The organism is Streptomyces sp. NPDC034670 (assembly GCF_055574875.1).
Genome location: NZ_JBVITR010000061.1, coordinates 17,640 through 38,894, shown reverse-complemented (window position 1 = coordinate 38,894; position 21,255 = coordinate 17,640). Strand labels below are relative to the sequence as shown.

13 protein-coding genes and 3 pseudogenes are annotated in these 21,255 nt (G+C 71.5%); 4 read left to right on the top strand and 12 right to left on the bottom strand.

Annotated elements, in window-relative coordinates; all coding sequences use genetic code 11:
* Positions 1-63: 63 nt before the first annotated feature.
* A pseudogene (locus ACZ56B_RS28945) lies at positions 64-886 on the bottom strand (discoidin domain-containing protein); the annotation flags it as partial.
* Positions 887-1,358: 472 nt separating this feature from the next.
* Positions 1,359-2,183, bottom strand: coding sequence for a hypothetical protein (locus tag ACZ56B_RS28940; RefSeq protein WP_468796759.1), 825 nt, complete (start codon positions 2,181-2,183; stop codon positions 1,359-1,361).
* A 204-nt stretch (positions 2,184-2,387) separates the two neighbouring features.
* Between ACZ56B_RS28940 and ACZ56B_RS28935 the strand changes: the two are divergent.
* A pseudogene (locus tag ACZ56B_RS28935) lies at positions 2,388-2,495 on the top strand (TetR family transcriptional regulator); the annotation flags it as partial.
* 712 nt (positions 2,496-3,207) lie between these two features.
* On the opposite strand, the gene ACZ56B_RS28930 reads toward ACZ56B_RS28935, so the two are convergent.
* Positions 3,208-3,612, bottom strand: coding sequence for a cold-shock protein (locus tag ACZ56B_RS28930; protein ID WP_468796756.1), 405 nt, complete (start codon positions 3,610-3,612; stop codon positions 3,208-3,210).
* A 910-nt stretch (positions 3,613-4,522) separates the two neighbouring features.
* Here ACZ56B_RS28930 and ACZ56B_RS28925 point away from each other — a divergent pair.
* Positions 4,523-4,729 (top strand): annotated as a pseudogene (locus ACZ56B_RS28925) (hypothetical protein); the annotation flags it as partial.
* A 121-nt stretch (positions 4,730-4,850) separates the two neighbouring features.
* Complete coding sequence (locus tag ACZ56B_RS28920) at positions 4,851-5,357, top strand: IS5 family transposase (protein ID WP_468796762.1); 507 nt, start codon at positions 4,851-4,853, stop codon at positions 5,355-5,357.
* Here the strand turns inward: ACZ56B_RS28920 and ACZ56B_RS28915 are convergent.
* Positions 5,347-5,760, bottom strand: a complete 414-nt coding sequence (locus tag ACZ56B_RS28915) for a hypothetical protein (RefSeq protein ID WP_468796753.1) — start codon at positions 5,758-5,760, stop codon at positions 5,347-5,349. The two genes, ACZ56B_RS28920 and ACZ56B_RS28915, sit on opposite strands and share 11 nt — an antisense overlap.
* 368 nt (positions 5,761-6,128) lie before the next feature.
* Here ACZ56B_RS28915 and ACZ56B_RS28910 point away from each other — a divergent pair, with 368 nt between their 5' ends.
* A complete protein-coding gene (locus ACZ56B_RS28910; RefSeq protein WP_468796750.1) occupies positions 6,129-8,990 on the top strand; it encodes a helix-turn-helix transcriptional regulator in 2,862 nt (953 codons plus the stop codon).
* 53 nt (positions 8,991-9,043) lie between these two features.
* Here the strand turns inward: ACZ56B_RS28910 and ACZ56B_RS28905 are convergent, their stop codons facing one another.
* The 8 genes from ACZ56B_RS28905 to ACZ56B_RS28870 form a co-directional block, all read right to left on the bottom strand.
* Positions 9,044-11,134 carry an oxidoreductase gene (locus ACZ56B_RS28905; protein ID WP_468796747.1) on the bottom strand — a complete coding sequence of 697 codons (2,091 nt, stop codon included), beginning with the start codon at positions 11,132-11,134 and terminating at the stop codon, positions 9,044-9,046.
* A 44-nt stretch (positions 11,135-11,178) separates the two neighbouring features.
* Complete coding sequence (gene chcA / locus ACZ56B_RS28900) at positions 11,179-12,018, bottom strand: 1-cyclohexenylcarbonyl-CoA reductase (protein ID WP_468796744.1); 840 nt, start codon at positions 12,016-12,018, stop codon at positions 11,179-11,181.
* Positions 12,015-13,184: an acyl-CoA dehydrogenase family protein gene (locus ACZ56B_RS28895; protein ID WP_468796741.1), complete on the bottom strand. Its 1,170-nt coding sequence runs from the start codon at positions 13,182-13,184 to the stop codon at positions 12,015-12,017. Before ACZ56B_RS28895 ends, chcA begins: the two co-directional genes overlap by 4 nt.
* 55 nt (positions 13,185-13,239) lie before the next feature.
* Positions 13,240-16,302, bottom strand: a complete 3,063-nt coding sequence (gene aroA / locus ACZ56B_RS28890; RefSeq protein WP_468796738.1) for a 3-phosphoshikimate 1-carboxyvinyltransferase — start codon at positions 16,300-16,302, stop codon at positions 13,240-13,242.
* Positions 16,303-16,506: 204 nt separating this feature from the next.
* The gene (locus tag ACZ56B_RS28885) at positions 16,507-17,736 is read right to left on the bottom strand and encodes a 3-deoxy-7-phosphoheptulonate synthase (RefSeq protein ID WP_468796735.1); all 1,230 of its coding nucleotides are present in this window, start codon (positions 17,734-17,736) and stop codon (positions 16,507-16,509) included.
* 277 nt (positions 17,737-18,013) lie between these two features.
* A complete protein-coding gene (locus ACZ56B_RS28880; protein WP_468796732.1) occupies positions 18,014-18,748 on the bottom strand; it encodes an HAD-IA family hydrolase in 735 nt (244 codons plus the stop codon).
* 76 nt (positions 18,749-18,824) lie between these two features.
* The gene (locus tag ACZ56B_RS28875; RefSeq protein WP_468796729.1) at positions 18,825-19,937 is read right to left on the bottom strand and encodes a Gfo/Idh/MocA family protein; all 1,113 of its coding nucleotides are present in this window, start codon (positions 19,935-19,937) and stop codon (positions 18,825-18,827) included.
* Positions 19,934-21,097: a DegT/DnrJ/EryC1/StrS family aminotransferase gene (locus ACZ56B_RS28870; protein WP_468796726.1), complete on the bottom strand. Its 1,164-nt coding sequence runs from the start codon at positions 21,095-21,097 to the stop codon at positions 19,934-19,936. Before ACZ56B_RS28870 ends, ACZ56B_RS28875 begins: the two co-directional genes overlap by 4 nt.
* Positions 21,098-21,255 lie beyond the last annotated feature (158 nt).

Below are 21,255 nucleotides of genomic sequence, written 5' to 3'. Positions count from 1 at the left end.
CCCCCCCTCCCCCCTCCCCCCCCCCCCCCCCCCCCCCCCCCCCCCCCCCCCCCCCGCGCCGGGTCAGGACGAGCACACCTCCACCTCGGCGCACCGGGCGGCCGGCCACCCGGTGCTGCCGGTGACGTGCCACCGCACAGGGCGCAGGCTGCCGTCGACCGGGACGGTCACCGTGTTGCCGGTCGCCGGGGCGAAGCGGTGCTCCCGCGGCGCGGTCAGCGTCGGGCACGACGATCCGTCGGTGCTGCCCTGCACGGACAGCGTCCGGGCGCGGGCCTGCCACGCCGCCTGCGGCGGCAGCCTCAGCACCACCCGGCGCACGGTCCTGGTGGCGCCCGGCCCGATCGTCAGCGACTGCGGGAGTGCGTGGTTGGCGGACTCCCCGCAGGTGTGTGCGGCACCGTCGACCGCCTTGCCCGGGGCGTACACGTCCTGCGAGCCGGTGGCGGCCGCCGGGCGTCCCAGAGCGAGGTCGCGCTCCGGGCCGGGCCGGGGGTTCTGCTCGCCCGGCCGGGGCCAGGTGGAGCAGTCGGACCAGGTGCTGTCCCAGCCGGAGATGCCGCCGCCGTCGGTGAGGGGGAAGGTGCCGGCCCCCGCCGGGTACGGACAGCTGTAGGCGCCGGCCGGGCCGACGCCGGTCGCGGAGACGCTCCGGAAGGTGGCCGCCCCCTGGGGCTGCGCCTGCACGACTGCCGAGGGTGTTGGTGTCGGCGATCAGGTTGTTCCGGACGGTGATGTCGGTGCCGCCGTAGATCGCGGTGCCGTGGGCGAGGTTCGGCTGGGTGATCGTGTGGTGCTCGAAGCTGCTGTCGACGTCGGGCGCGTTCAGCGACCACCTGGCGCCCGCACCCGCGGGGATGGTTCTGAGGGCGAGTCGCTGAACCCGCTTTTGACCTGTACTGGTCAGCTCCTGGAGCGATCCCGACTCCAAGTGGTTCTACGACGGCGAGAGAGTCGAAGGGGAGAGCCACATCCAGGCCGTCCTGGTGCTGGTCCGGCGACGTGTCGACGTCCTGTGGGCACTCATCCGCGACCGACGGTGCCACCAGGTTGAACTTCCAGCGATGGCCTGCTGGGCGCTCACCCTGTCTAACGAGCTCGTGCACGGCAGGCGGTGAGGCGTCGAGGATCGCGGCGACGCTGATGGAGGACTCCCTGTCTTCATGCCTGCCTCAGTCGAAGATCAGCCAACCGGGTCCCCGCACTCGAACCCATGCTCACCAGTGGAACGACGGTTTCTGAATCCCGGGGTGTGGCCTGCCTTCGCCAGGCCGCCACCACGGCTGCGCGTCCGGTCGGGGCCCGATGAGGGGCAGGGCAGCGGCCGGTTCGGCGGGAATCGCCGAACCATATGCCGCTCAGCCAGGCGGAACGATGGGTTCCCGATGATGAACCGGGGACTGCGGGCATTCCCAGACGGGCTCACCGGCGACGACGTGGGCCACCAGAGGGTGCGGGTGCCCAGGACAGGGGGGAATCGGATCACCGCTTGCGGCTTCGATGAGGTGGTCCTGCAGTTGGGAGGCGAGGGACATGATGGCCTCCGCACGGTCCACTCCCAGCGTGAAATGCGCCGCGAGGGTCTCCGGCTGCTCGGCTGCGCTGTCGGAGATGAACACGACCTCGGATTCGACGGCGGCCACGCCGTCCAGAGCTTCCTCCGGCATCCTGAAGGCAGTGCGGCCGACGGGTGCGGTCTCCGTGACGTGCCAGGACTGACCGGGCTGGCCCAAGCGGTCGAGGATCGCTTGGGCCAGTCGGCGGATTTCGTCTTCGGGTACGGTCATTGTCCTAGTTCGTGAGGTTGAGTCGACCGGCGAGGTCAGGGAGGCGGTGCCGCCCGGACCGATGGTGTGGCGCCAGGTGATGTAGTCCTGGTGCTCGATCCGGTTTCTGGCGTGGACGGACTTCATCGTGCCATGGACCTGATGGTCCGACGGAACGGAGTGCGGGGCATCCTGGCCAGCGAACGAGCCGTTGCGCCACCAGCGAAGTCCCGTTTCCTTGATGCTACCCACCACTGTCGTCCGCTTGGCCGCGGACAGCTTGAAGCCCCAGGGCAGTGTGCGCGTGGACCCGCAGTGGCACTGCACGTTGAAGGTGCCGTTGCTGTCGGTGAACGTCACACCGTTGCCGCAGCCCAGATCCCCTTCGTCGGCCTGTGCCGTCACCGATTCGTTCACGATCAGGATGTCCGGGTCACCCGGTCTCCAACGGTCCGCGCTCGTCAACCGCTCCCCTGCATGGGGGAGTCGGGTGAAGTGACGGTGGTCGCGTCGTCGGCCGGGCCCGGGCGGGCCGCGTCCAGGAGAGCGGCCCAGCCAGGTGCGGCCGGACTCCGGGGCCGCGACGAAGGAGTAGGCCAGCCGGGCACCAACCGGTCCGAGCTACGGTCGGCGGACGGCCTCACGACGCACGTCCTCATCGGCCACCTCACCCCGCGAGAGGCACACGACGTCCTCCACGAACACCTGACCGGCCTCTGGGAGGAACCGGTCCCGCCTCCTCGCCCCCAGGGAGACCGGACCGAACTGAGGCGAAGAAGCGGCGGGCGGATCAGGCCGCCTGCGTCCGGCGCCGGCCGTCACCGGGGGTGAGCACCCCGCTCCACGTCGTCAGCGAGATGCGGTGGATCCGTGCGGACGGCTCCACGATGCCCGCGCCGGCGAGGTACTGCCCGACCGCCGCGGTGTACGGCGCCGGAGCGGCGGAAGGGACACGACGCGGGCGTGCGGCAGCCGGAGCGCGCCCCCGCTGCCGAGTTCGGTCCCGGGCCGATCGTCGCGCCTCGCTCCGCTTCCCTCACCCCACCGCGGCCCGTGCGTACACCTCGCCCTGGCGGGCCGGAACCGCCCGCCCGCTATCGGGCACCGACTCGTAAGCCGGGCGGGCATTCGGAGACTCTCCGTCACGCCTTCGCCTTTCCCCGCCGACGTGTGTCGGATCATTTCACCGACACGTGAACGGGGCGCCGAATCCGGGTGGCGGGATGAGCACGGGGGATACTCAACCGCTGTTCCGGAACGGACCGCCCCGTCCACGTATCATGCTTCCAAGCCGGCTTGCGCCCGACAGGCGGCCTGCTTGCCGGTCCTGGATACCGAGTCATAGTAAGTAGTGGGCAGCCGTCCCAATACCCCTATCGGCCCCTTACCGCCCCCTCGGTACGGGCTCGTTCGGGCCTCCTGGTGGGAAAGCGGCGCTCCCTCAGTCGGTGACCCAGCCGTGCATGCGCACCAGTTCGGCAACGACCTCGCGCACGGCCTTCACCTGAGCGGCCGTGAGCGTGTCGATGCCGTCGAGCAGGGCCTCCGTGAGTTCGGCCTGGAACCGGTCGGCCGGTGTGCGGTCCGGTCCTGCCGGTGCCTTCCTGCTGTCCTGGGGGGTGAGTCGATTGGGCGACGGCTGGTAGGAGAGCCGGATCTGCGACGCCTTCGGCCCCTTTTCTCCCATTTCCATGAAGAACTCGACGGTGCTGCCCGCCTGATAGAGATACTTCTCGTCGACCAGATCATTGGCGTGCATGAAGACGTCTTCGCCTCCCGCGTCCGGGGAGATGAATCCGTACCCCTTGACCTCGTCGAACCTGAGGACCTTACCCACCATCAACACAGCCATACCTCCAACGCACACCAAGAACGACGGGATGCACGCATCGGCGTGTATCCCGATCAGGGAAGCTACAGTTTCCTGCCCGGTCACGCGAGCCTTGTTGGTGCAACGGCTCCGTATCCGGGCCGGAACTCGGGCCGGACCGGGGCTCCGGCCGCGCCGCCGGCACCGCCCCACTGTCCCAGGCCCCGCTGCCGCGGAGGTCCGGACCCGAACTCGCCCCGCGGCGCCCGGTGGGGCGGGCGATCGCCGACCACATGCGGAACGACCTCGTCATCCGCCTGGCCGCAGCAGCGGGTCCCCGCACATGGCGTTGTCGCCGGTCGTTCGGGACAGGTGGCGAAAGCCTGAACGCGTCCATGGGCCGGAACCACTGGAGTCCTGCTCCGGTCAGGGGTCATCTTCTGCCTCACGCAACAGGCTGAAATTGTTCCCCCGTCCGTGCGGCTGACCGCCGTCCAGGGCCTGGTGGCGACTCGGATGAAGCAGATCGGCGACGAGCGTGGCACGGTCCGGGAGTTCCACCGCAAGTCGGCCTTCCGCGAAGCCGGGCTCCTCTCCCTCGGTCCCTGCGCCTGGCAGGGCTCCGTCAGGTCTGTCTCGGTCTTGATGTCGTGTGTGGCCTGCTGGGGGAGGGGCTGGTGGCAGGTGGTGCAGGTGCCGGTCCAGCACCTCAGGATGCCCTGGAGGGCGTCGAGGGTCTGGTGGAGGGTGGGCCCGGTGCAGTCCCCGCGGGCAGCAGTCACCCTTGGCCCGCTGGTCCTTGCGCGGCACCGAGGCGAACACGTCAGCCACGTACAACGCCACCTTCGCCCGGGCACGGTCCACTTCCTGTGCGTCCATCCCCCCAGCACGCCCAGGAGCAGGCCGAACCCGAAGACCTGACGGAGTCCTGCCAGCAAGTCATCTCATGTGGAGTGTTCGATGGCCTGCCGGTGGGGGGATCGTTGAGCGGCCGGTTCCGGATGAGCTGTGGGAGCTGTTCCAGCGGGGGTCCCGGAGGCGCCGACCCGTCCGCAGGGCGGCGGCCGGCGCCGGCACGGAGACCGGGAGGGAGGTGCTGGCGGCGATCGTGTTCGTCGCGACGTCGGGCTGTACGTGGCAGCAGCTGCCGTCCGCCTCGTTCGGGCCGTCGGGAGCCACAGCTCACCGGCGGTTCACGAGTGGTCGAAGGCCAGGGTGTGGGCGAGGCTGCACCGCCCGGTCCTCGACGAGCTCGGCTCCCGCGGCGAGCCGGACTGGTCCCGCTGCGCGATCGGCTCGGTGAACATGCGGGCGGCGAAAAGGGGGAGCTGACAGGTCCGGGTCCTGTCGGCCGGGGCAAGTACGGCTCGAGGATCCACTTGAGCACCGGGCGGACCGGTCTGCCCCTGCCCGTCGCCCTCTCCGGCGCCGACGTCCACGACAGCCAGGCCCTGACCCCGCTGGTGCAGGGCATACCGCCGATCCGTTCCCGCCGTGGCCGGCGGCGGCGCAGGCCCGGCAAGCTCCACGGCGACAAGGGAGACGACTGCAACCGCCTGCGGCGATGGTTACGCGGCCGACGCAGCACACCCCGGATCGCCCGCAAGGGAACGGACTTCAGCCAGCGGCTGGGCCGGCACCGCTGGATCATCGAACGGACCATGGCCCGGCTCGCCGGATGCCGGCGCCTGCACCGCCGCTACGAGCGGAAAGCCAGCCACTTCCTGGCACTCACCAGCATCGCCTGCACCCTCAGCTGCTACCGCCGACTCACCACATGAGATGACTCGTGAGGTGCCTGCGAAAGTGGGCTGTACGGGCTGTCCCCCCGGAACCGGTGGCGAGGGTGCACCGGGTCCGTGTCGCGGCGGTGGCGGTCACGGTGGCGGTAGTTGGCGCAGGAGGCAGCTCCCAGATCGGGTGCCGCCCGTCCTTGCCGTTCGCCTCTGCCGACCCGAGTTCCGCCAGCTTCTTCATCGCCCTGCGCACGGCGGCGAAGCGCCGCCGTGCGGCCTCCTGGAGCCGCCGCCACTGCTTGCGCAGCTCCTCCTTCTTCGCCGCCTTCGCCTTCCGCTGCCGGGGCCGATTCCAGACCGGCTGCCACCCCGAGGACTCATCAGGCCCGGACTCCCGGTCATCGTCGAACGCGGCGGCCATCGAGCCTTCCCCCGCGGTGGTGGACACGCTTCATTGAGCACGCGGCGCGTATTGAATAATTGCTGAAAGTTTTCCCACCGGATCCTCCCCGTCTCGCTTTCGGTTGCGCCTTACAGTCCGAAAACGCCCCGTGAGCAATGCTTGAAATGTCCACAAAGGCGGACTTCTGGAGGGGGGCGAGCGGGTCCCGTGCCGACAACGAGTGTGGTGGTGATTCCCCTGCGTAACGGATGTGCGCAGGAAACGCGACACCCATGAAAACGCTATCCGTTGGGTTAGCGTAGGTACTTGGAGCAGTGAGATGTCTTTCAGGGAAGATGTATGAACTTCTTAACTGTGGTGTCCGCTCAAACGGCGCGGAATGTCGATGGTCCGAGCGTGACGCGAGGGAAGATATGACTCGGGACCTGCACCCGGAGGGATCCCAGGTCGCTTCCGTTCCACGCGAGGCGTGGAAAACCGTTCTGGTGGAGCGCGAGGAGCAGCTCGCGCGGGTGAAGACGTGGTTGGCCGCACAGCAGCCCGCAACGGGGCAGGTGATGCTCCTGGAAGGGACCGTGGGGGCGGGCAAGACGGAGTTCCTGCGCGCGGTGGTGCAGCTCGCCCACGCCAGTGAGGTCATCCTCCTCAACGCCGTCTGCTCCGCGGGGGAGCGGGACCTGCCCTTCGGGACGCTGAGCCAACTGTTCGACAGCCCGGTCCTCCCCGTGGAGCTGCGCAGACGCATCACCCCGTTGCTGCGCGGGCTCATGGAGTCGACCCGGGCCGAGAACATGCACGAGGCCGTGGAGAGTAACAGGGCCGAGATCCTGTACGACCTCTTCCAGCCTGTCACGGAACTGGCCGCCACGACGCCCGTCGTGGTGTGCGTGGACGACATCGACCACATGGACGCCGCCTCGCAGCAGTGCCTGCTCTTCCTGATCCGGAGACTGAGCACGGCGCCGATCCTGATGGTGCTGACCGAACTGGCCGAGTCCAACGGGACCCACTCCCCGTTCCACGCCGAACTGCTGCGCCAGTCCTCCGTCGCGTCCACCCGCATCGGGCCGCTCTCCCCGCAGGCCGTGCACCTCCTGACGGGACTGCGGCTCGGAACCCGGGGCGGCCGCGAGTTCGGCGACTCCTTCGCCGAACGCAGCGGCGGCAACCCGCTGCTGCTCGACGCCCTGATCCACGACGCGAGACTCGGCGGCGGGACACGCCAGCGCGTCTTCGGACGCGCCCTGCTGAACTGCCTGCACCGCAGCCACTCCCACACCCTGCGGGTGGCCCGCGCCATGGCCGTGTACGGCGACGGGGCCACGGCGGAGCAGCTCGGGGAGCTGGTCGGCACCGATCCGAGCACCGTCGAACGGGCACTGCGCACCATGACCGAGGCGGGGCTGCTCGGGGACGGCCGGTTCCGGCACGAACTGGCCGCGCGCACCATCCTGGACGACCTGCCGGCCGAGGACCGCGCACAGCTGCACCAGCGGGCCGCGCGACTGCTGTACCACCAGGGCGGCGCCGTCGGCGACGCCGCCCACCACCTGGCCGAGGCCGGACGGGTGTCGGAGCCCTGGGCCCTGCGCGTCCTCCTGGAGGCGTCCTCGGAGGCGCTGCTCCACGGCAGGGTACAGAGCGCCCTGAGGTACCTGAACTCCGCCCAGGACGCCTGCACCAACGAGCGGGACCGGTGGACGGCCCGCGCCAGGCTCGCCCAGGCCGAATGGCAGCTCAACCCTTCGGCGTCACTGCGCCACCTGCTCGCGCTCACCGAGGCGGTGCGCAGCGACCAGCTGGACCCCTACGAGACGATGCTGCTCGTACGGCAACTGCTGTGGCTGCACCGCACCCAGGAAGCCGCCGACATCCTCGCCCTGCTGCGCAAACGGGCCACACGCCTGCCGTCCGCGGGCATCGCGGCATCGTCCGGCACGCCGAACCGGCCGGCCGAACTGCACGACATGGAGGTGTGGCTGGCCTGCACGTATCCGCCGCTCGCGGGACGGGTGCAGAGCGGACCCGCGCCCACTGACCCCGAGGGCGCGCCCACCACCCGCGGCCGCGCCTTCTGGCTGCAGTCGATCGGCGCCCTCTCCGGCGGCCTCGTGCGCAGACGCAGCGGCGAGATGCAGGAATGGGCCTCGCACGTGCTGGGCCAGCTCGACCTCAACCACAACGGCCCCTGGGCGGAGGAGGCCACCCTCCTCGCGCTGATGTCCCTCGTCTACAGCGGCCGGCTGAGCGAGGCGGCCAATCGGTGCCGGAGCCTGGACGAGCGCCGCACCGGAAGCCCGTCCCCGATGTGGCAGGGCATCCTGAACGCCGCGGAGGCGGAGGTCCGGCTGCGCGCGGGCGACCTCTCGGAAGCAGTGACCCACGGCGAGCGCGCCCTGGAGCACGTGTCCGTCCAGGGATGGGGAACCGCCGCCGGCCTCCCGCTGGGCACCCTGATCCTGGCCCACACCCGCATGGGAGACCTCGACCGCGCCACGGCGCTCGTCACCCAGGGCATCCCGGACGAGATGCTCCAGAGCCGCTACGGACTGCACTACCTCCATGCGCGCGGGCACTACTACCTGGCCATGAACCGGACCCGCGCGGCGCTCGGCGACTTCCTCTCCTGCGGCGAACTCATGGGCAAGTGGGGCCTGGACCTGCCCGGCATCGTGCCCTGGCGGACCAGCGCGGCGGAGGCGTGGCTGCTGCAGGGCAACCGTGACCAGGCCAAACGCCTGGTCAAGGAGCAGCTCTCCCTCCCCGGCCCGGAGGACACCGTCAGCCGGGCGCTCGCCCTGCGGCTGATGGCCGTGTTCAGCTCGCAGGGACAACGACCCCGCCTGCTGACCGAGGCAGCCGACATCCTGGAGGCGGGCGGCGCGACGTACGAACTGGCCCGGACGCTGGCCGACCTGGGCCGGGCCCACCACGCACTGGGGAAGCACCGCCGCGCCCGGGTGATCATCCGCCGTGCCTGGCGCGTGGCGCACCTGTGCCAGGCGGAACCCCTGTGCAGGGAACTGCTGCCGGACACGGGAGTCGAGACGGAACTGCCGGAGGACGAGGAACGGGCGACGGCCGTGGCCTCCCTGACCAACTCCGAGCGCAGGATCGCCTCCATGGCCGTCATGGGATACACGAACCGGGAGATCGCGGAGAAGCTGTTCATTACTCCCAGCACGGTCGAACAGCACCTGACCAGGGTCTACCGGAAACTGGCCGTCAAGAATCGGCAGAGCCTGCCGGGCTACCTGCGTGGCGAGATCGGCTGACCCGCCCGGCGCGGTGCCGCGCCGGGCGGCCGCCGGCGGTCTCGGGGCTCCCACTATCCGTCCCGTCCCCACCGTCGCTGCTCCCCCGTCCCGAGCGCCCCGGCGCGTTCCACCACACGGTGCGCGGCCCGCAGGCCCTGCGCGGTGGCCCGTACGGCGTTCAGCGCACGGGCGTCGGCGGCCCCGCCGGCGACCTCGAAGGGGACGCCGGCCGCACGGAGCACGGCGGCGACCTCTTGCCGGCTCTCCTGGCCCGTGGCGAGGACGACGTGGTCGGCGCCGACCAGCACCGCCTTCCCGTCGGCCTCGACGACGACACCGTCGGGCGTGATCGCCCGGTACGCGACGTCGGTGAGCAGGCGCACGCCGCGCGCCCGCAGTTCCTCCATGACCACCCACCGGGTGGACGGGCCGATCCCGGTGCCGATCCTGCCGCCGCGCCGCATCACGGTGACCTCCCGGACAGCGGCCGGCGCGGACGCCGGGACCGACCCGGACGGCGCGGTCAGGGCATGGGAGGCGAGGAACTCCTGCGCGGTCGGCGCCGGGGAGGAGCCGCCGGCGAGGAGGTGCGCCAGGTCCACCGCGATTCCGCCGCCGCCGATGACGACGACACGCGGACCGAGCGCGTCCGGGTCGGCCAACGCCCCTGCGTAGTCCAGGACGTGCGGCAGGTCCGCGCCCGGCAGCTCCGGCCGGTGCGGACGGACACCGGTGGCGAGCACCACCCCGTCCGTGGCGCGCAGGAGGGGCACGTCCCGGGCACCGACGCGGTGCCTCAGGTACACGGGCACATTCAGGTCGTCGAGTTCCTCCTCGCGCCGGCGCACAGTGGCGGCGAAGTCCGCCTTGCCCGGCACCCGGGCGGCCAGCCGGAACTGCCCGCCGGGCTCGTCGGCCTCCTCGTACACCTCGACCTTGTGCCCGAGCCGCGCCAGGGTGCGCGCCGCCTCCAGCCCTGCGAGCCCCGCGCCGATCACGGCGTACCTGCCCCGGCGTCCGGCGGACGGCAGGGCCGGGAAGTCGCGCTCGTGGCCCGCCCGCGGGTTGACCAGGCAGGACACCCGCTCCGTGCCGAAGGACCGGTCGATGCACGCCTCGTTGCAGGCGATGCACAGGTCCACCGAAGCGCCCGAGCCTGTACGGGACTTGTCGACGATGGCCGGGTCCGCGAGGAACGGGCGGGCCATGGCCACCAGGTCGACGTCGCCGCCGGCCAGGACGTCCTCGGCCTGCGTGAGCCGGTTGAAACGGTTGGAGGCGATCACCGGCACCGCACCGTGCCCCGCCTCCCGCAGCGCCCGCTTGACCCGCTGCGCGTACCCGGCCCAGGTGCCCGCCGGGACCTGGGCCTGCACCGTGGGCACGGGCGACTCATGCCACCCGATGCCCACCGCGAGCGCGTCCGCGCCGGCCGCGGCCAGCTCCACGGCGAGCGCCGCGGTCTCCTGCCACGGGGTGCCGTCCTCGACGAGGTCGGCGCCGGACATCCGGAAGAGCACCGGGAAGCCCGGCTTCACCGAGGCCCGCACGGCCCGCAGCACCTCGACGGGGAAGCGGCGGCGCCGGGCCGGGTCGCCGCCCCAGGCGTCGTCGCGCAGGTTGGTCAGGGGCGCGGTGAACTGGTTGATCAGATAGCCCTCCGAGCCCATCACCTCGACGGCGTCGAAGCCCAGCGCGCACGCGGCCTCCGCACCCCGGCCGAAGGCGGCGACGGTGCCGGCGACCTCCTCCTCCGTCATGGCCCGGGGAACGGTGCGGGAGAACCGGCTGTACACGGCGGACGGCGCCAGGGGCGCCCCGCCGTCCGTACCGGCGGGCGCGTACCGCCCGGCGTGGAAGAGCTGGAGGGCGATGAGACCTCCGGCGTCGTGCACGGCGTCGACGGCCCGGCGCAGCGCCGACCTGTGCCGGCCGTCGTCGAGCACGCCGTAGCCGGGGCCGCCGGAACCCGCGGGGTTCACCGCGGAGCCGCCGGTGACGACGAGACCGGCGCCGCCGCGCACCCGTTCCGCGTAGAACGCGGCCAGGGCGGCGCCGTCGTCGTCCAGGGTCTCCAGATTCAGGTGCATGGCACCCATGACGATGCGGTGCGGCACCGTCAGGCCGCCGATCGCGAGCGGTTTGAAGACGTGGTCCAACACCTGGTCCGTCCCTCTCTCCGTTACTGCTGCCGCGTCCGTCCGGCTCAGGCGTCGCGCGTCGGCCGGGGCGGCAGCGCCAGGGCCTCGCCGGCGTCCGCGAAGAATGGCGGCGCGACGACACTGAGCCCGCCGTCCACCACGAGCGTCTGCCCGGTGATGTAGCCGGCCCCCTCGCCGAGCAGGAAGTCGACGGTGTCGGCCATCTCCTGCACGCTGCCCGGACGGCGCGCCGGGATGCGGTCGAGGACACCCTGCATGGGCGGCATGCCCTCGACGTTGTAGAAGAACTCCAGCGAGTCGGAGTCGATCAGGCCGCCGTTGACCCCGTTGACGTTGATGCCGTAGGGCGCGAACTCCACCGCCATGTACCGCACCCAGGACTCGATGGCGGCCTTCATGCCGCCCAGCATCGCGTAGGTGGGGTAGGCGCGGATGGAACCGTAGGAGGACAGCGCGACAATGCGGCCCCCGTTGTCCATCAGTCTGACCGCCTGCTGCGCGCCCAGCACGAACGGCCGCAGGTTCATCGCGTACGAGCGGTCCAAGTGGTGCGGGCCGAGATCGACGATGTTCTTGAACGCGCTCGCCGCGGCGTTGGAGACGAAGTGGTCGAGCCGTCCGCAGCGCTCCGCCACCTCGTCGAACAGGGCCGTGACGCCCTCGGTGGTCTCGACGTCCGCCCGGACGGCGAAACCCTGACCGCCCACCTCCTCGACCTCGGCGACGGTCTTCTGCGCCAGGTCGGCGTTCTTCTTGTAGTTGACGACCACCGTGCCGCCGCGGGCGGCGAGGGTGAGGGCCAGGGCACGGCCGATGCCGCGCGAGGCTCCCGTGATCAGCGAGACCTGCTCGCGGGCGGGCGTCGGCTGCTGCGGGCTGTTCATCGGTTCGTTCCCTCTCCGTCCCAGGACGTGGCGCGCTGCAACAACTCGCGGAAGACGACGGCCTTCTGCACCTCGTTGGTGCCCTCCTCGAAGCGCTGGGCACGCGCGTCGCGGTACACGCGCTCGATCTTCTGCGACTTCCAGTAGCCGAGGCCGCCGTGCACCTGGAGCGCCTTGTCGGTGACGTTCGTCAGCATCGTCACCGCGTGCATCTTCGCCATCGACGACTGCATGGACGCGTCGTCGGCGCCCGCCTCGAAGCGTCGCGCCGCGTGCAGGACCAGCTGCCGCGCGGCCTCGATGTCGGCGGCGTTCTCGGCGAGCATGAACTGGATGGCCTGGCGCTGGGTCAGTGCCTTGCCGAAGGTCACCCGCCTGCGGGCGTAGTCGACGGCCAGCTGCTGGGCGCGCTGGGCCAGTCCGACGCAGCTCATGGCCACGGAGATCCGGGACGGCGTCAGGAAACCGCCGAGGAAGACCTCCAGGCCCTGGCCCTCCGTCCCCAACCGGTGGTCGACCGGAACCGGGGTCTCGTCGAAGACCAGCGAAGCGTGGTCGGTGCCCGTGACGCCCATGGTGTCGGAGGTGTCCTCGACCGTGACGCCCGGGGCGTCGCGCGGCACCAGCAGGGCCACCGTGCCCTCGTGCCCGGCGCTGCCCTCGACCCGGGCGGCCAGCAGGTAGTAGTCGCAGCGCACGCCGAAGGTGATCAGGTGCTTGCGTCCCGAGAGGTAGTACGTGTCGCCCTTGCGTACCACCGACGCGGTGATGTCCGCGCCGGTGCCGTTGCCCGGTTCGGTGAGGGTGAAGGCGATCTTGATCTCACCGGTGACCGAGGGGATCACGAAGCGCCTGCGCTGTTCGTCGTCGGCGTGGCCGTCCATCGACCGCCAGATGCCGTTGACCACGTGCACGATCATGCGGATGGAGCCGTGCGAGCGGGAGAAGACCTCCATCAGCTCCATCCAGCGGGCGAAGCCGAGGCCCCGGCCGCCGTACTCCTCGGGAGCCGCCATCCGCAGGAACCCCAGACCGTTCAGCTCGGCCCACAACTCCTCGGGCACCTGCCCGGTCTCCTCGATGCGCTCGGCCCAGCGCTCACCGGGCCCCTCCACCCACTGCTCGACCTGGGTGCGCAACTCCTGGAACTTCTGCTCGTCCGTCATGTGCCGCCTCTGTTCCTGTTCTCGTTCCGGTCCGCTGTCCGCCGCCCGCCGGGCGTCAGCCGGCGTCCTCGTCGTGGGGACGCAGTCCGCGGGCCAGCGACCGCAGTTCGGTCTTCTGCACCTTGCCGATCGGATTGCGCGGCAGGGCGTCGATCCGCTCCAGGCGTTCCGGCCAGTACTGCTTGGCCACCTCGTGCCCGTCGAGGTGGCGCCGCATCTCCTCGAAGGTCAGCTCCGTGCCGCCCGCCGGCACCACGAAGGCGCAGGCCCGCTCGCCCAGCCGGTCGTCCGGCATGGCCACCACCGCGACGTCGTCCACCGCGGGGTGCTCGAACAGCAGCTGCTCGATTTCCGCGACGGGCACCTTCTCGCCGCCGCGGTTGATCACGTCCTTGACCCGTCCGGTGATCCGCAGGAAGCCCTCGGCGTCGATCGTCGCCAGGTCGCCGGTGCGGTACCAGCCGTCCTCGGTGAAAACCTCGGACGTCAGGTCGGGACGTTCCAGGTAGCCGTCGAAGACGGTGGGGGAGCGCAGCTCGAAGTTGCCCTCCGTGCCGACGGGCAGCTCCCGCCCCTCGTCGTCGGTGATCCGCAGCATGATGCCGTCCAGCGCGCGGCCGTCCGAGCCCCAGCGCTGCCTGGGCTCGTCGTCGGGCGAGGACAGCGCGCCCAGGCAGGTCTCCGTGGTGCCGAAGGCGCCGCAGACGGCGGCTCTCAGGACGCGGCCCGCGCGCTCGGCCAGCGCGCGCGGCACGGTCGCCCCGGTCGCCACGAAGATCCGCAGGTGCCGCGGCGTCTCGCCGCTCTCCTCCACGGCCTTCACCAGGTCGGACAGGAACGGCGTCGCGGCCTGCACGAACGTCGCCCGGTGGTCGTTGAGCGATTGCAGCGCCCGCTTGGCGTCCCACTCGGACTGCAGGATCTGCGGCACGCCGTGCACCAGGGCGAGCACCATGCCGTAGAGGAAGCCCGTCTGGTGCGCGAGGGGCGACGGCACCCAGATCGCGTCCCGCTCGTGGAGTCCGAGGTGCGCGATCTCCATCGCGGCGGCCATGACCAGCTTCCGCGAGGGCTGGGTGACGCCCTTCGGCTCACCGGTGGTGCCCGAAGTGAAGAGCAGCTGCGCCGTCGTCTCCGGCGTCGGGGCGAGGGCGTCGAGCGCCGCGCGGTCCACCGTGGTCGTCGCCAGCGCCTGCTCCCAGTCGTGCAGCGTCACGCCGCCCGCCGGGGACCCGGGCAGCAGGGCGGAGCCGCCGGCGGAGGCCAGGACCACCATGTGCTCCAGGCCCAGTCCGGAACCGTGCTCCGCGACCAGGTCCAGCACCTCCTCGGCGGGCAGGCGCGAGCGGTGGCGGTCGGCCACCACCAGCACCCGTGCCGAGGACCGCTTCAGGACGAAGCCGAGCTCGCGCTTGCGGAAGAAGGGGATGACCGGGCAGCACACGGCCCCGATGCGCAGCGCGGCCAGCGACAGGACCACGAACTCGGCGCGGTTCGGGAGCTGGTACGCGACGTTCTCGCCCGGCCGGACCCCGAGCCGCAGCAGCAGCGCCGCCGCCCGGTCCACCCGCTCGGACAACTGGCTCCAGGTGACCGTCTCGTCGCGGTCGGAGCGTACGTCCACGACGGCCGTCTCCTGCGGCCGCTCCTCGGCCCGGCGGCGCAGCCACTGCGGCAGCGTGACCTGCGCGGCGACCTCGGGACCGACGGGCTCCGCCGTCGCCGGTGCCGGTTCCGTCGAGGGGGCACCGGCGTCCGCGGGGGCCTCGGCGGTCTCCGCCGAGCCGTCCTCGACCGTCATGGACACGTTGAGCGTGTTCATGTCGTCGAGGAACTGCGGGTACGAGATGCGGTACGCGTTCGGGTAGGTCAGCGTCGACTGCCCCTGCCCCTGCCCCTGCCCCTGCCCCTGCCCCTGCGCCCGCGACGAGGCCACCGCGAGCGACATCAGGACGCGGTGGTCGTTGAACGAGGACAGCTTGGCGCCCCGCAGATGGTCCACCCCGCGCACCCGCAGCTCGTTCTCCGAGAGCTCGAGGCGGCCGCCCATGCGGTTGAGCTGGAGCATCGCTGCGGCCCGGTCGGACTCCTTGAGCCGGGTGTGCGCGATGTTGCGGAACACCGACTCGCCGCGCGCGAAGGTGGCGAGGGTGGACAGGATCGGCAGCATGTCGGGGATGTCGCGGCAGTCGACGTCGACCCCGGTGAGCCGGGGCGCGTCCTGCCGGATGCGCAGGCCGCCGGCCGCCTCGTCGATCTCCATCGGCACGCCCATGGCGCGCGCGATGTCGAGGAAGTGGAACTCGGGGTGGTCGGCCGGGCCGCCCTCCAGCGTGGTGATCCCGCGCAGCAGCACGTCACTGGGGTGCAGCGCCGCGGCGGCGATGCCGAACGCGGCCGAGCCGATGTCCGGCGGCAGGGTCATCTCGACCGTCCGGGCCTGCTGCCCCGGCGCGATGTCGAAGCGCCGCCAGTCCTCGGAGACGGTCACCTCCAGGCCGAACCGGCGCATCATCGACACGGTCAGTTCCAGATAGGGCCGTTCGTTGAGCTCGCCCTCCACCTCGATCGTGGTGTGCCGCGTCGCGAACGGGGCCAGCAGGATCAGACCCGATATCCACTGGGACAGGGTGCCCGCGATCCTGACGTGGCCGCCCGTGGGCCTGCGGCCCCGGATGAGGACGGGCGGGCAGTCGTCCGCCGACTCCAGCTCGACGCCCATCTCCTCCAGGGCCCGCAGCAGGGGACCGACCGGGCGCCGCCTGAAGTACTTCTGACCGGACACCGACACGGCGCGGTCCGACAGCGAGGCGAGACCGATCATGAAGTAGAGCGTGGTGCCGGAGCTGCCGGCCGAGACCGTCTCCCGGCGCGGGCGGTACCGCCCGCCGAGTCCGTGGACCACGAAGGTGTCGCCGTCCCTGGTGATGCGCACGCCCAGGTCGCGCAGCAGCCGCACGGTGTACTCGACGTGCCGGGCGTCGGACAGCCCCCGGACGCGGCTGACCCCGTCGGCGAGCGAGGCGAGGATCAGCGCGCGGTGCGCGTGGTACTTCGAGTTCGGGACGAGAATCTCACCGCCCGCCCGGTGCTGGATTCCCTTGACGAGAAGGTGCATGGGTCCTACTACTCCCTGATTTTGGGATGGTGGCCGAGGCAGGAGAAGAAAAGAGCCCGAATCCTCACGGCACACCGATGGTGAGCATCAAGCACACGCACACGGAAATGCCGGACGCCGGTGTCGTGGAATCAGAGGATCGGGACATCACATGTGCTCCGGTGCCTTCCGGCGGGGGTGTCGGCGCGTGTTCGGAGAAAGTCTCTATGCCTGCTGCGCGGGAAGTGCGGGACCGCTCGGTGCCGGGACCGCCTGCGTGCCGGACCATGCGGAGAGCAGCTCGACGGCCTGCTCCGCGTTGAGCCGGGGGTCGCACAGACTGGTGCGCCGCACGGCCTGTCCCTCGTACACGGAGAGATCGGCGGCGCACTCCAGGACGTCGTCGGGCGTGGTCTCCAGGTGCAGTCCGCCGGCCGTGCCACCCGCCTCCGTCACGGCTCGCAGGAACCCCCGCACCTCCCGCGCCATGGTCTCCATCAGACGGGTCTTGTGCCCGTCCGGGGCGGTGACGGTGTTGCCGTGCATGGGGTCGCTGAGCCAGATCACCGGGTGACCGGCCGCCCGGACCGCCTCGACGAGCGCGGGAAGGCGGTCGGCGACCAGATCGGCGCCCATGCGCGCGACCAGAATGAGCCGGCCCGGGTCCCGCAGCGGGTCGAGCAGCTCGCACAGGGCGGTGACCTCGGCCGCCGTGGTCGTCGGACCGACCTTCACGCCGACCGGGTTGTCGATACCGGCGACGAGGTCGAGGTGCGCGCCGTCCAGCTGCCGCGTCCGCTCGCCGATCCACGGCAGGTGGGTGGAGCCGAGCCAGCGGCGCCCGTCGCCCGTCTCGCGGACCATCGGCTCCTCGTAGTCGAGGACGAGCGCCTCGTGACTCGTCCACAACCGGGTCTCGTCCGGCGGCTGGCGTCCGGCGGCCGCCGGCGCGTGCCAGCCGAGGTGCTCCATGACGTCACTGGCCGACATGTACGAGGTGAGCAGCCGCAGCGGGTCGTGCCGCCGGCTCTCCGCGTCCGGCTCGGGACCGTTGACCATGTGACCCCGGTACACCGGCAGTTTCAGGCCTCCGACCAGCTCCACGGGCCTGGACCGCGGCTTGGCGAATTGGCCCGCGAGGCGTCCGATCCGCACGACGGGGATGCCGGTGGCGGCCTCCATCGTCGCGGCGAGCAGGTCGAGTACCGCGGTCTTGCGCGCGACGTGCACGGCGTCGCATTCCGCCGGGTTCTCCGCACAGTCCCCGGCCTGCACCACCAGCGCCTTGCCGCGGGCCACGCGGGCCAGCTGCGTCCGCAGCGCGCTGACGTCCTCGGCCCGCACCAGCGGCGGACGCGCGGCCAGTACCTCCCGGATGCGCCGGACCTGTGACGGGTCGTCCCACTCGGGTTGTTGCAGGGCCGGCTTACGCATGTCGGTCACGGCTTTTCCCACGTTGGGTCTCCGGTGAAAATCGGTCGAATGAAGACTGAGATCGGCGGGGATGATCCTCGAAGATCCTCCGGCTTTCTCCGAAGAGCGCCGTGAAAGGTCGGGAACGGGTTGCGCACCCCAGGGGAAGGAGCCGCATCGTGGATGTGCCGGTCCGAGTTTTTCACCGGTCGGCGTCCCGCCCCAATCCCCTGGGGATCCCCTACACACCCCTTATTCACGCACCGAAGCCCTTCGGTCCCGACGGCGCAGGTCACGTGTCCCGATTCAGAGCCCGAATTCAGAGGGTGCAGGCCCGGCCGAAGCACGCGTCGAGCAGCTCGGCCGGCGCGCGCAGCACGATGTCGGGGTTCTCCGCGAGGAGGGTCGGCTCGTCGGTCTCCCCCCACAGGGCGGCGACGGCGGTGACGCCGGCGCCCCGTGCGCTGTTCAGGTCGGTGACCGCGTCGCCGACCATCACCGTCCGCGCGGGGTCGGAGCCGAGCACGGCGAGTGCTTTGAGGACGATGTCGGGGGCGGGCTTGGGCCGGTCCACCTCGTCGGAGCCGATCACCACGGTGAACAGGTCGAGGAGACCGAGCTGTTCGAGGAGCGACCGGGCCCGCGGCCCGCTCTTGCCCGTGGCCACGGCGAGCCCGATGCCGTGGGCGCGCAGCTCCCGCAGCATTTCCGGCACGCCGTCGAAGACGGGCACCAGGTGCGCGAGCCGGTAGCTCTCGCGGACGAACGGGACCTCCATCTCCAGCGGCAGCCCCATGATCTCCATGATGTCGGGGAAGTAGCGGCCCAGGTGCCGCTCGTACTCCTCGAACGGGGGCTCGCCGTCCCCCACCACCTCGGCGTACGCGGTGGTGAACGCCTGCCGCATCACGGCGAAGCTGTTGACCAGCACCCCGTCGAGATCGAAGACGACAGCGGTCGTCCCCCGCGCCCCGCCGCCCGGACAGCCGTGGCCGTCGGGAGCGTCGGGGCGATCGGGAAGGGCGTGGCCCTGGGTGGTGCCAAGACGGTCCATGGCGCTGTGGTGCTCCCTTTCGCAGGGCGGTGGCTTCGTGTGGGGAACCGGTCGGACCGGTGGTCGGTCGTGCCTGTCACGCGCGGTGTGACGGGGCCCTCTCCCGGGCGGCGTCCGCCGAGGAGTAGATCCGTTCGATGGCGCCGATGGTGCGGCGCGCCTCCTCGACGGCCCGGTGCGGGCCGGCCGGGCCGTGCAGCTGGGTGAGCAGCTCGTCCAGCTGCCGGTCGTACTCCGTGCCGACGGGCTCGCCGGGCACCGGGAGCGCACGGGTCCGCCCGTCGGCGGTGAGGGTCAACTCCGGGTGCTCCAGACGGTTGGGGCTGAAGCCGAACGTGCACCGCAGCGTCGCGGAGCCCTCGGTCCCCTCCACCCGGACGCGGGTGACGTCGCGCTCCTCGTGCGAGGCCCAACTGGCGTGCAGCGAGACGGAGACACCCCCGTCAGTGACGAGGAACGCACGGGCGGTGTCCTCGACGTCGATGACGTCGGAGCGCCTGCTCTCCCCGCCGTCCCCGGCACGCCAGGAGACCCGGGCGGTGTCCCGCGCGATGAAGTCGTCCGAGACCGCGCCAGTGACCTGCGCGAAGTCCGCGGTGCCCAGCAGCGGGGCGGCGATGTCGAACAGGTGCCACCCCAGGTCCATCAGGGCCCCGCCGCCGGACAGCCGGCCCCGGGTGAACCAGCCGCCCGCGTCCGGGACACCGCGGGCCCGCACCCAGGACAGCTCGACGTGGCGGACGGTGCCCAGTTCCCCGGCGCTCGTGAGCAGGGCCCGCACGTCGCCGCGGTGGCGGGCGGCGCTGCCGGCCAGGAGCCGTGCCCCGCCCGCGTGTTCGGCCTCGCCCAGGTGCCGGGCCTGTGCCGAGGTCAGACACACCGGCTTCTCGAGGAAGACCGGGATGCCCTTGAGGAGCAGGCTGCAGGCGATCTCGCAGTGCAGGTGGTTGGGGACGGCCACGATGGCCAGGTCCACCTGTGCCGGGTCGACCTCGTGCACGGCCGCCATGATCGGCACGTTGGGGAACTCGGCGGTGACCGCCGCCCGTGAGGCCGCGTCGGGGTCGACCGCCGAGGTCAGGGCGAAGCCGGGGTGGCGGCCCAGCCGGGGCAGCCAGATGGAGCGGGCCGCCCAGCCGAGCCCCACCACCGCGGTGCGGACCGGCCGGCCGTCCTGATGCGCTGTCATGAGCCGAGCACGTCGGCGACGACGGCGGCAACCTCGTGCATCTGCTCCTCGGTCCCGAGCAGGGTCCGGTGGTGCAGCCAGATGCAGTCGGAGGTCAGCGCCTCCGAGTGCGGGCAGCGGCGGGCCAGTTCGTCCACCGACAGCTCCGGCGCGCCCATCTCCCAGAAGGCATCCGTGCGGTAGACGGCCCGGAAGGCGACGAACGCCGGAACGCCCCGCTCGATGAGGGTGTCGACGACCTGCGCGCGCTGCTCCTCGGTGATGCCCGGCACCCGGAACATCGCCATGTAATGCGGGTTGCGGTCGGTGCGCGGGTCCATCCGCTGCGGTACGACGCCGGGGATCTCCGCGAGCAGGGAGGACAGCACCGGCCAGCGCTCCTCGCGCGTGTCGATCTGCCCGCCCAGGCGCGCGAGCTGGGCGCGCAGCACCGCGGCGGAGAACTCGTTGAGCCGGAAGTTGGAGCCCGAGGTGCGATGGAAGTAGCCGCGGTCGCCGCGGGGGCGTCCGCAGCTGTGCCGGACGAAGGCGTGCTCGGCCATGTCCGCGTTCGGGAACAGCACCGCGCCGCCCTCGCCCGCGGTCATCAGCTTGCCGTTCTGGAAGGAGAAGGCGGCGGCCGAGCCCAGCTCGCCGACCCGCTTGCCGTTCCAGGTGGCACCCTGCGCGTGGGCGGCGTCCTGGATCAGGGGCACGCCCGTGTCGGCGGAGACCTTGGCCAGGGCGTCCATGTCGGCGAACTGGCCGGCCATGTGCACGGGCATGATGGCGCGGGTCTTCGAGGTCACGGCCTTCGCCGCCTCGGCCGCGTCCAGGCAGTACGTCTCCGGGTCCACGTCCACCGGCACCACGACCGCGCCGAGGCGCTGAGCGGCCTGGGACGAGGAGATGAAGGTGAAGGCGGGCACGATCACCTCGGTCCCCGGCCCGACCCCCAGCACCTCCAGGGCCACTTCGAGGGCGTGCGTGCCGTTCGTGACGGCCAGGGCGTGCTCACTGCCGTGGTACTCGGCGAACTCCTGCTCGAAAGCGTCGACTTCGCCGCCGCCCATGCGCCACCACTGGCCCTGCTCCAGGGCGCGGATGAGGCCGGTCCGCTCCGCGTCGTCGTACTGCGGCCACGCGGGAAGGTCCGAACCGAGTTGCACACCACTGCTCATGCTGTTCCCTGCTCCTTCGGTCTATGCGCATGCGAATGCTGCTGTCGGCGATCGCCGCTGGGGGCACCGGGCGGAACCGCCCGTCACGGGTGGGGGTGTTCACGCGGATGCCGGCATGGGAGGCGCGACCGTCGGCGCGCTCCACGCGCTGGGCAGCA

What these genes read in the sequence shown, in the direction of transcription:
- aroA (WP_468796738.1), bottom strand. Translation starts at nt 16,302, where the DNA reads ATGCACCTTCTCGTCAAGGGAATCCAGCACCGGGCGGGCGGTGAGATT.
- ACZ56B_RS28875 (WP_468796729.1), bottom strand. Translation starts at nt 19,937, where the DNA reads ATGACAGCGCATCAGGACGGCCGGCCGGTCCGCACCGCGGTGGTGGGG.
- ACZ56B_RS28910 (WP_468796750.1), top strand. Translation starts at nt 6,129, where the DNA reads ATGACTCGGGACCTGCACCCGGAGGGATCCCAGGTCGCTTCCGTTCCA.
- ACZ56B_RS28880 (WP_468796732.1), bottom strand. Translation starts at nt 18,748, where the DNA reads ATGGACCGTCTTGGCACCACCCAGGGCCACGCCCTTCCCGATCGCCCC.
- ACZ56B_RS28895 (WP_468796741.1), bottom strand. Translation starts at nt 13,184, where the DNA reads ATGACGGACGAGCAGAAGTTCCAGGAGTTGCGCACCCAGGTCGAGCAG.
- ACZ56B_RS28870 (WP_468796726.1), bottom strand. Translation starts at nt 21,097, where the DNA reads ATGAGCAGTGGTGTGCAACTCGGTTCGGACCTTCCCGCGTGGCCGCAG.
- chcA (WP_468796744.1), bottom strand. Translation starts at nt 12,018, where the DNA reads ATGAACAGCCCGCAGCAGCCGACGCCCGCCCGCGAGCAGGTCTCGCTG.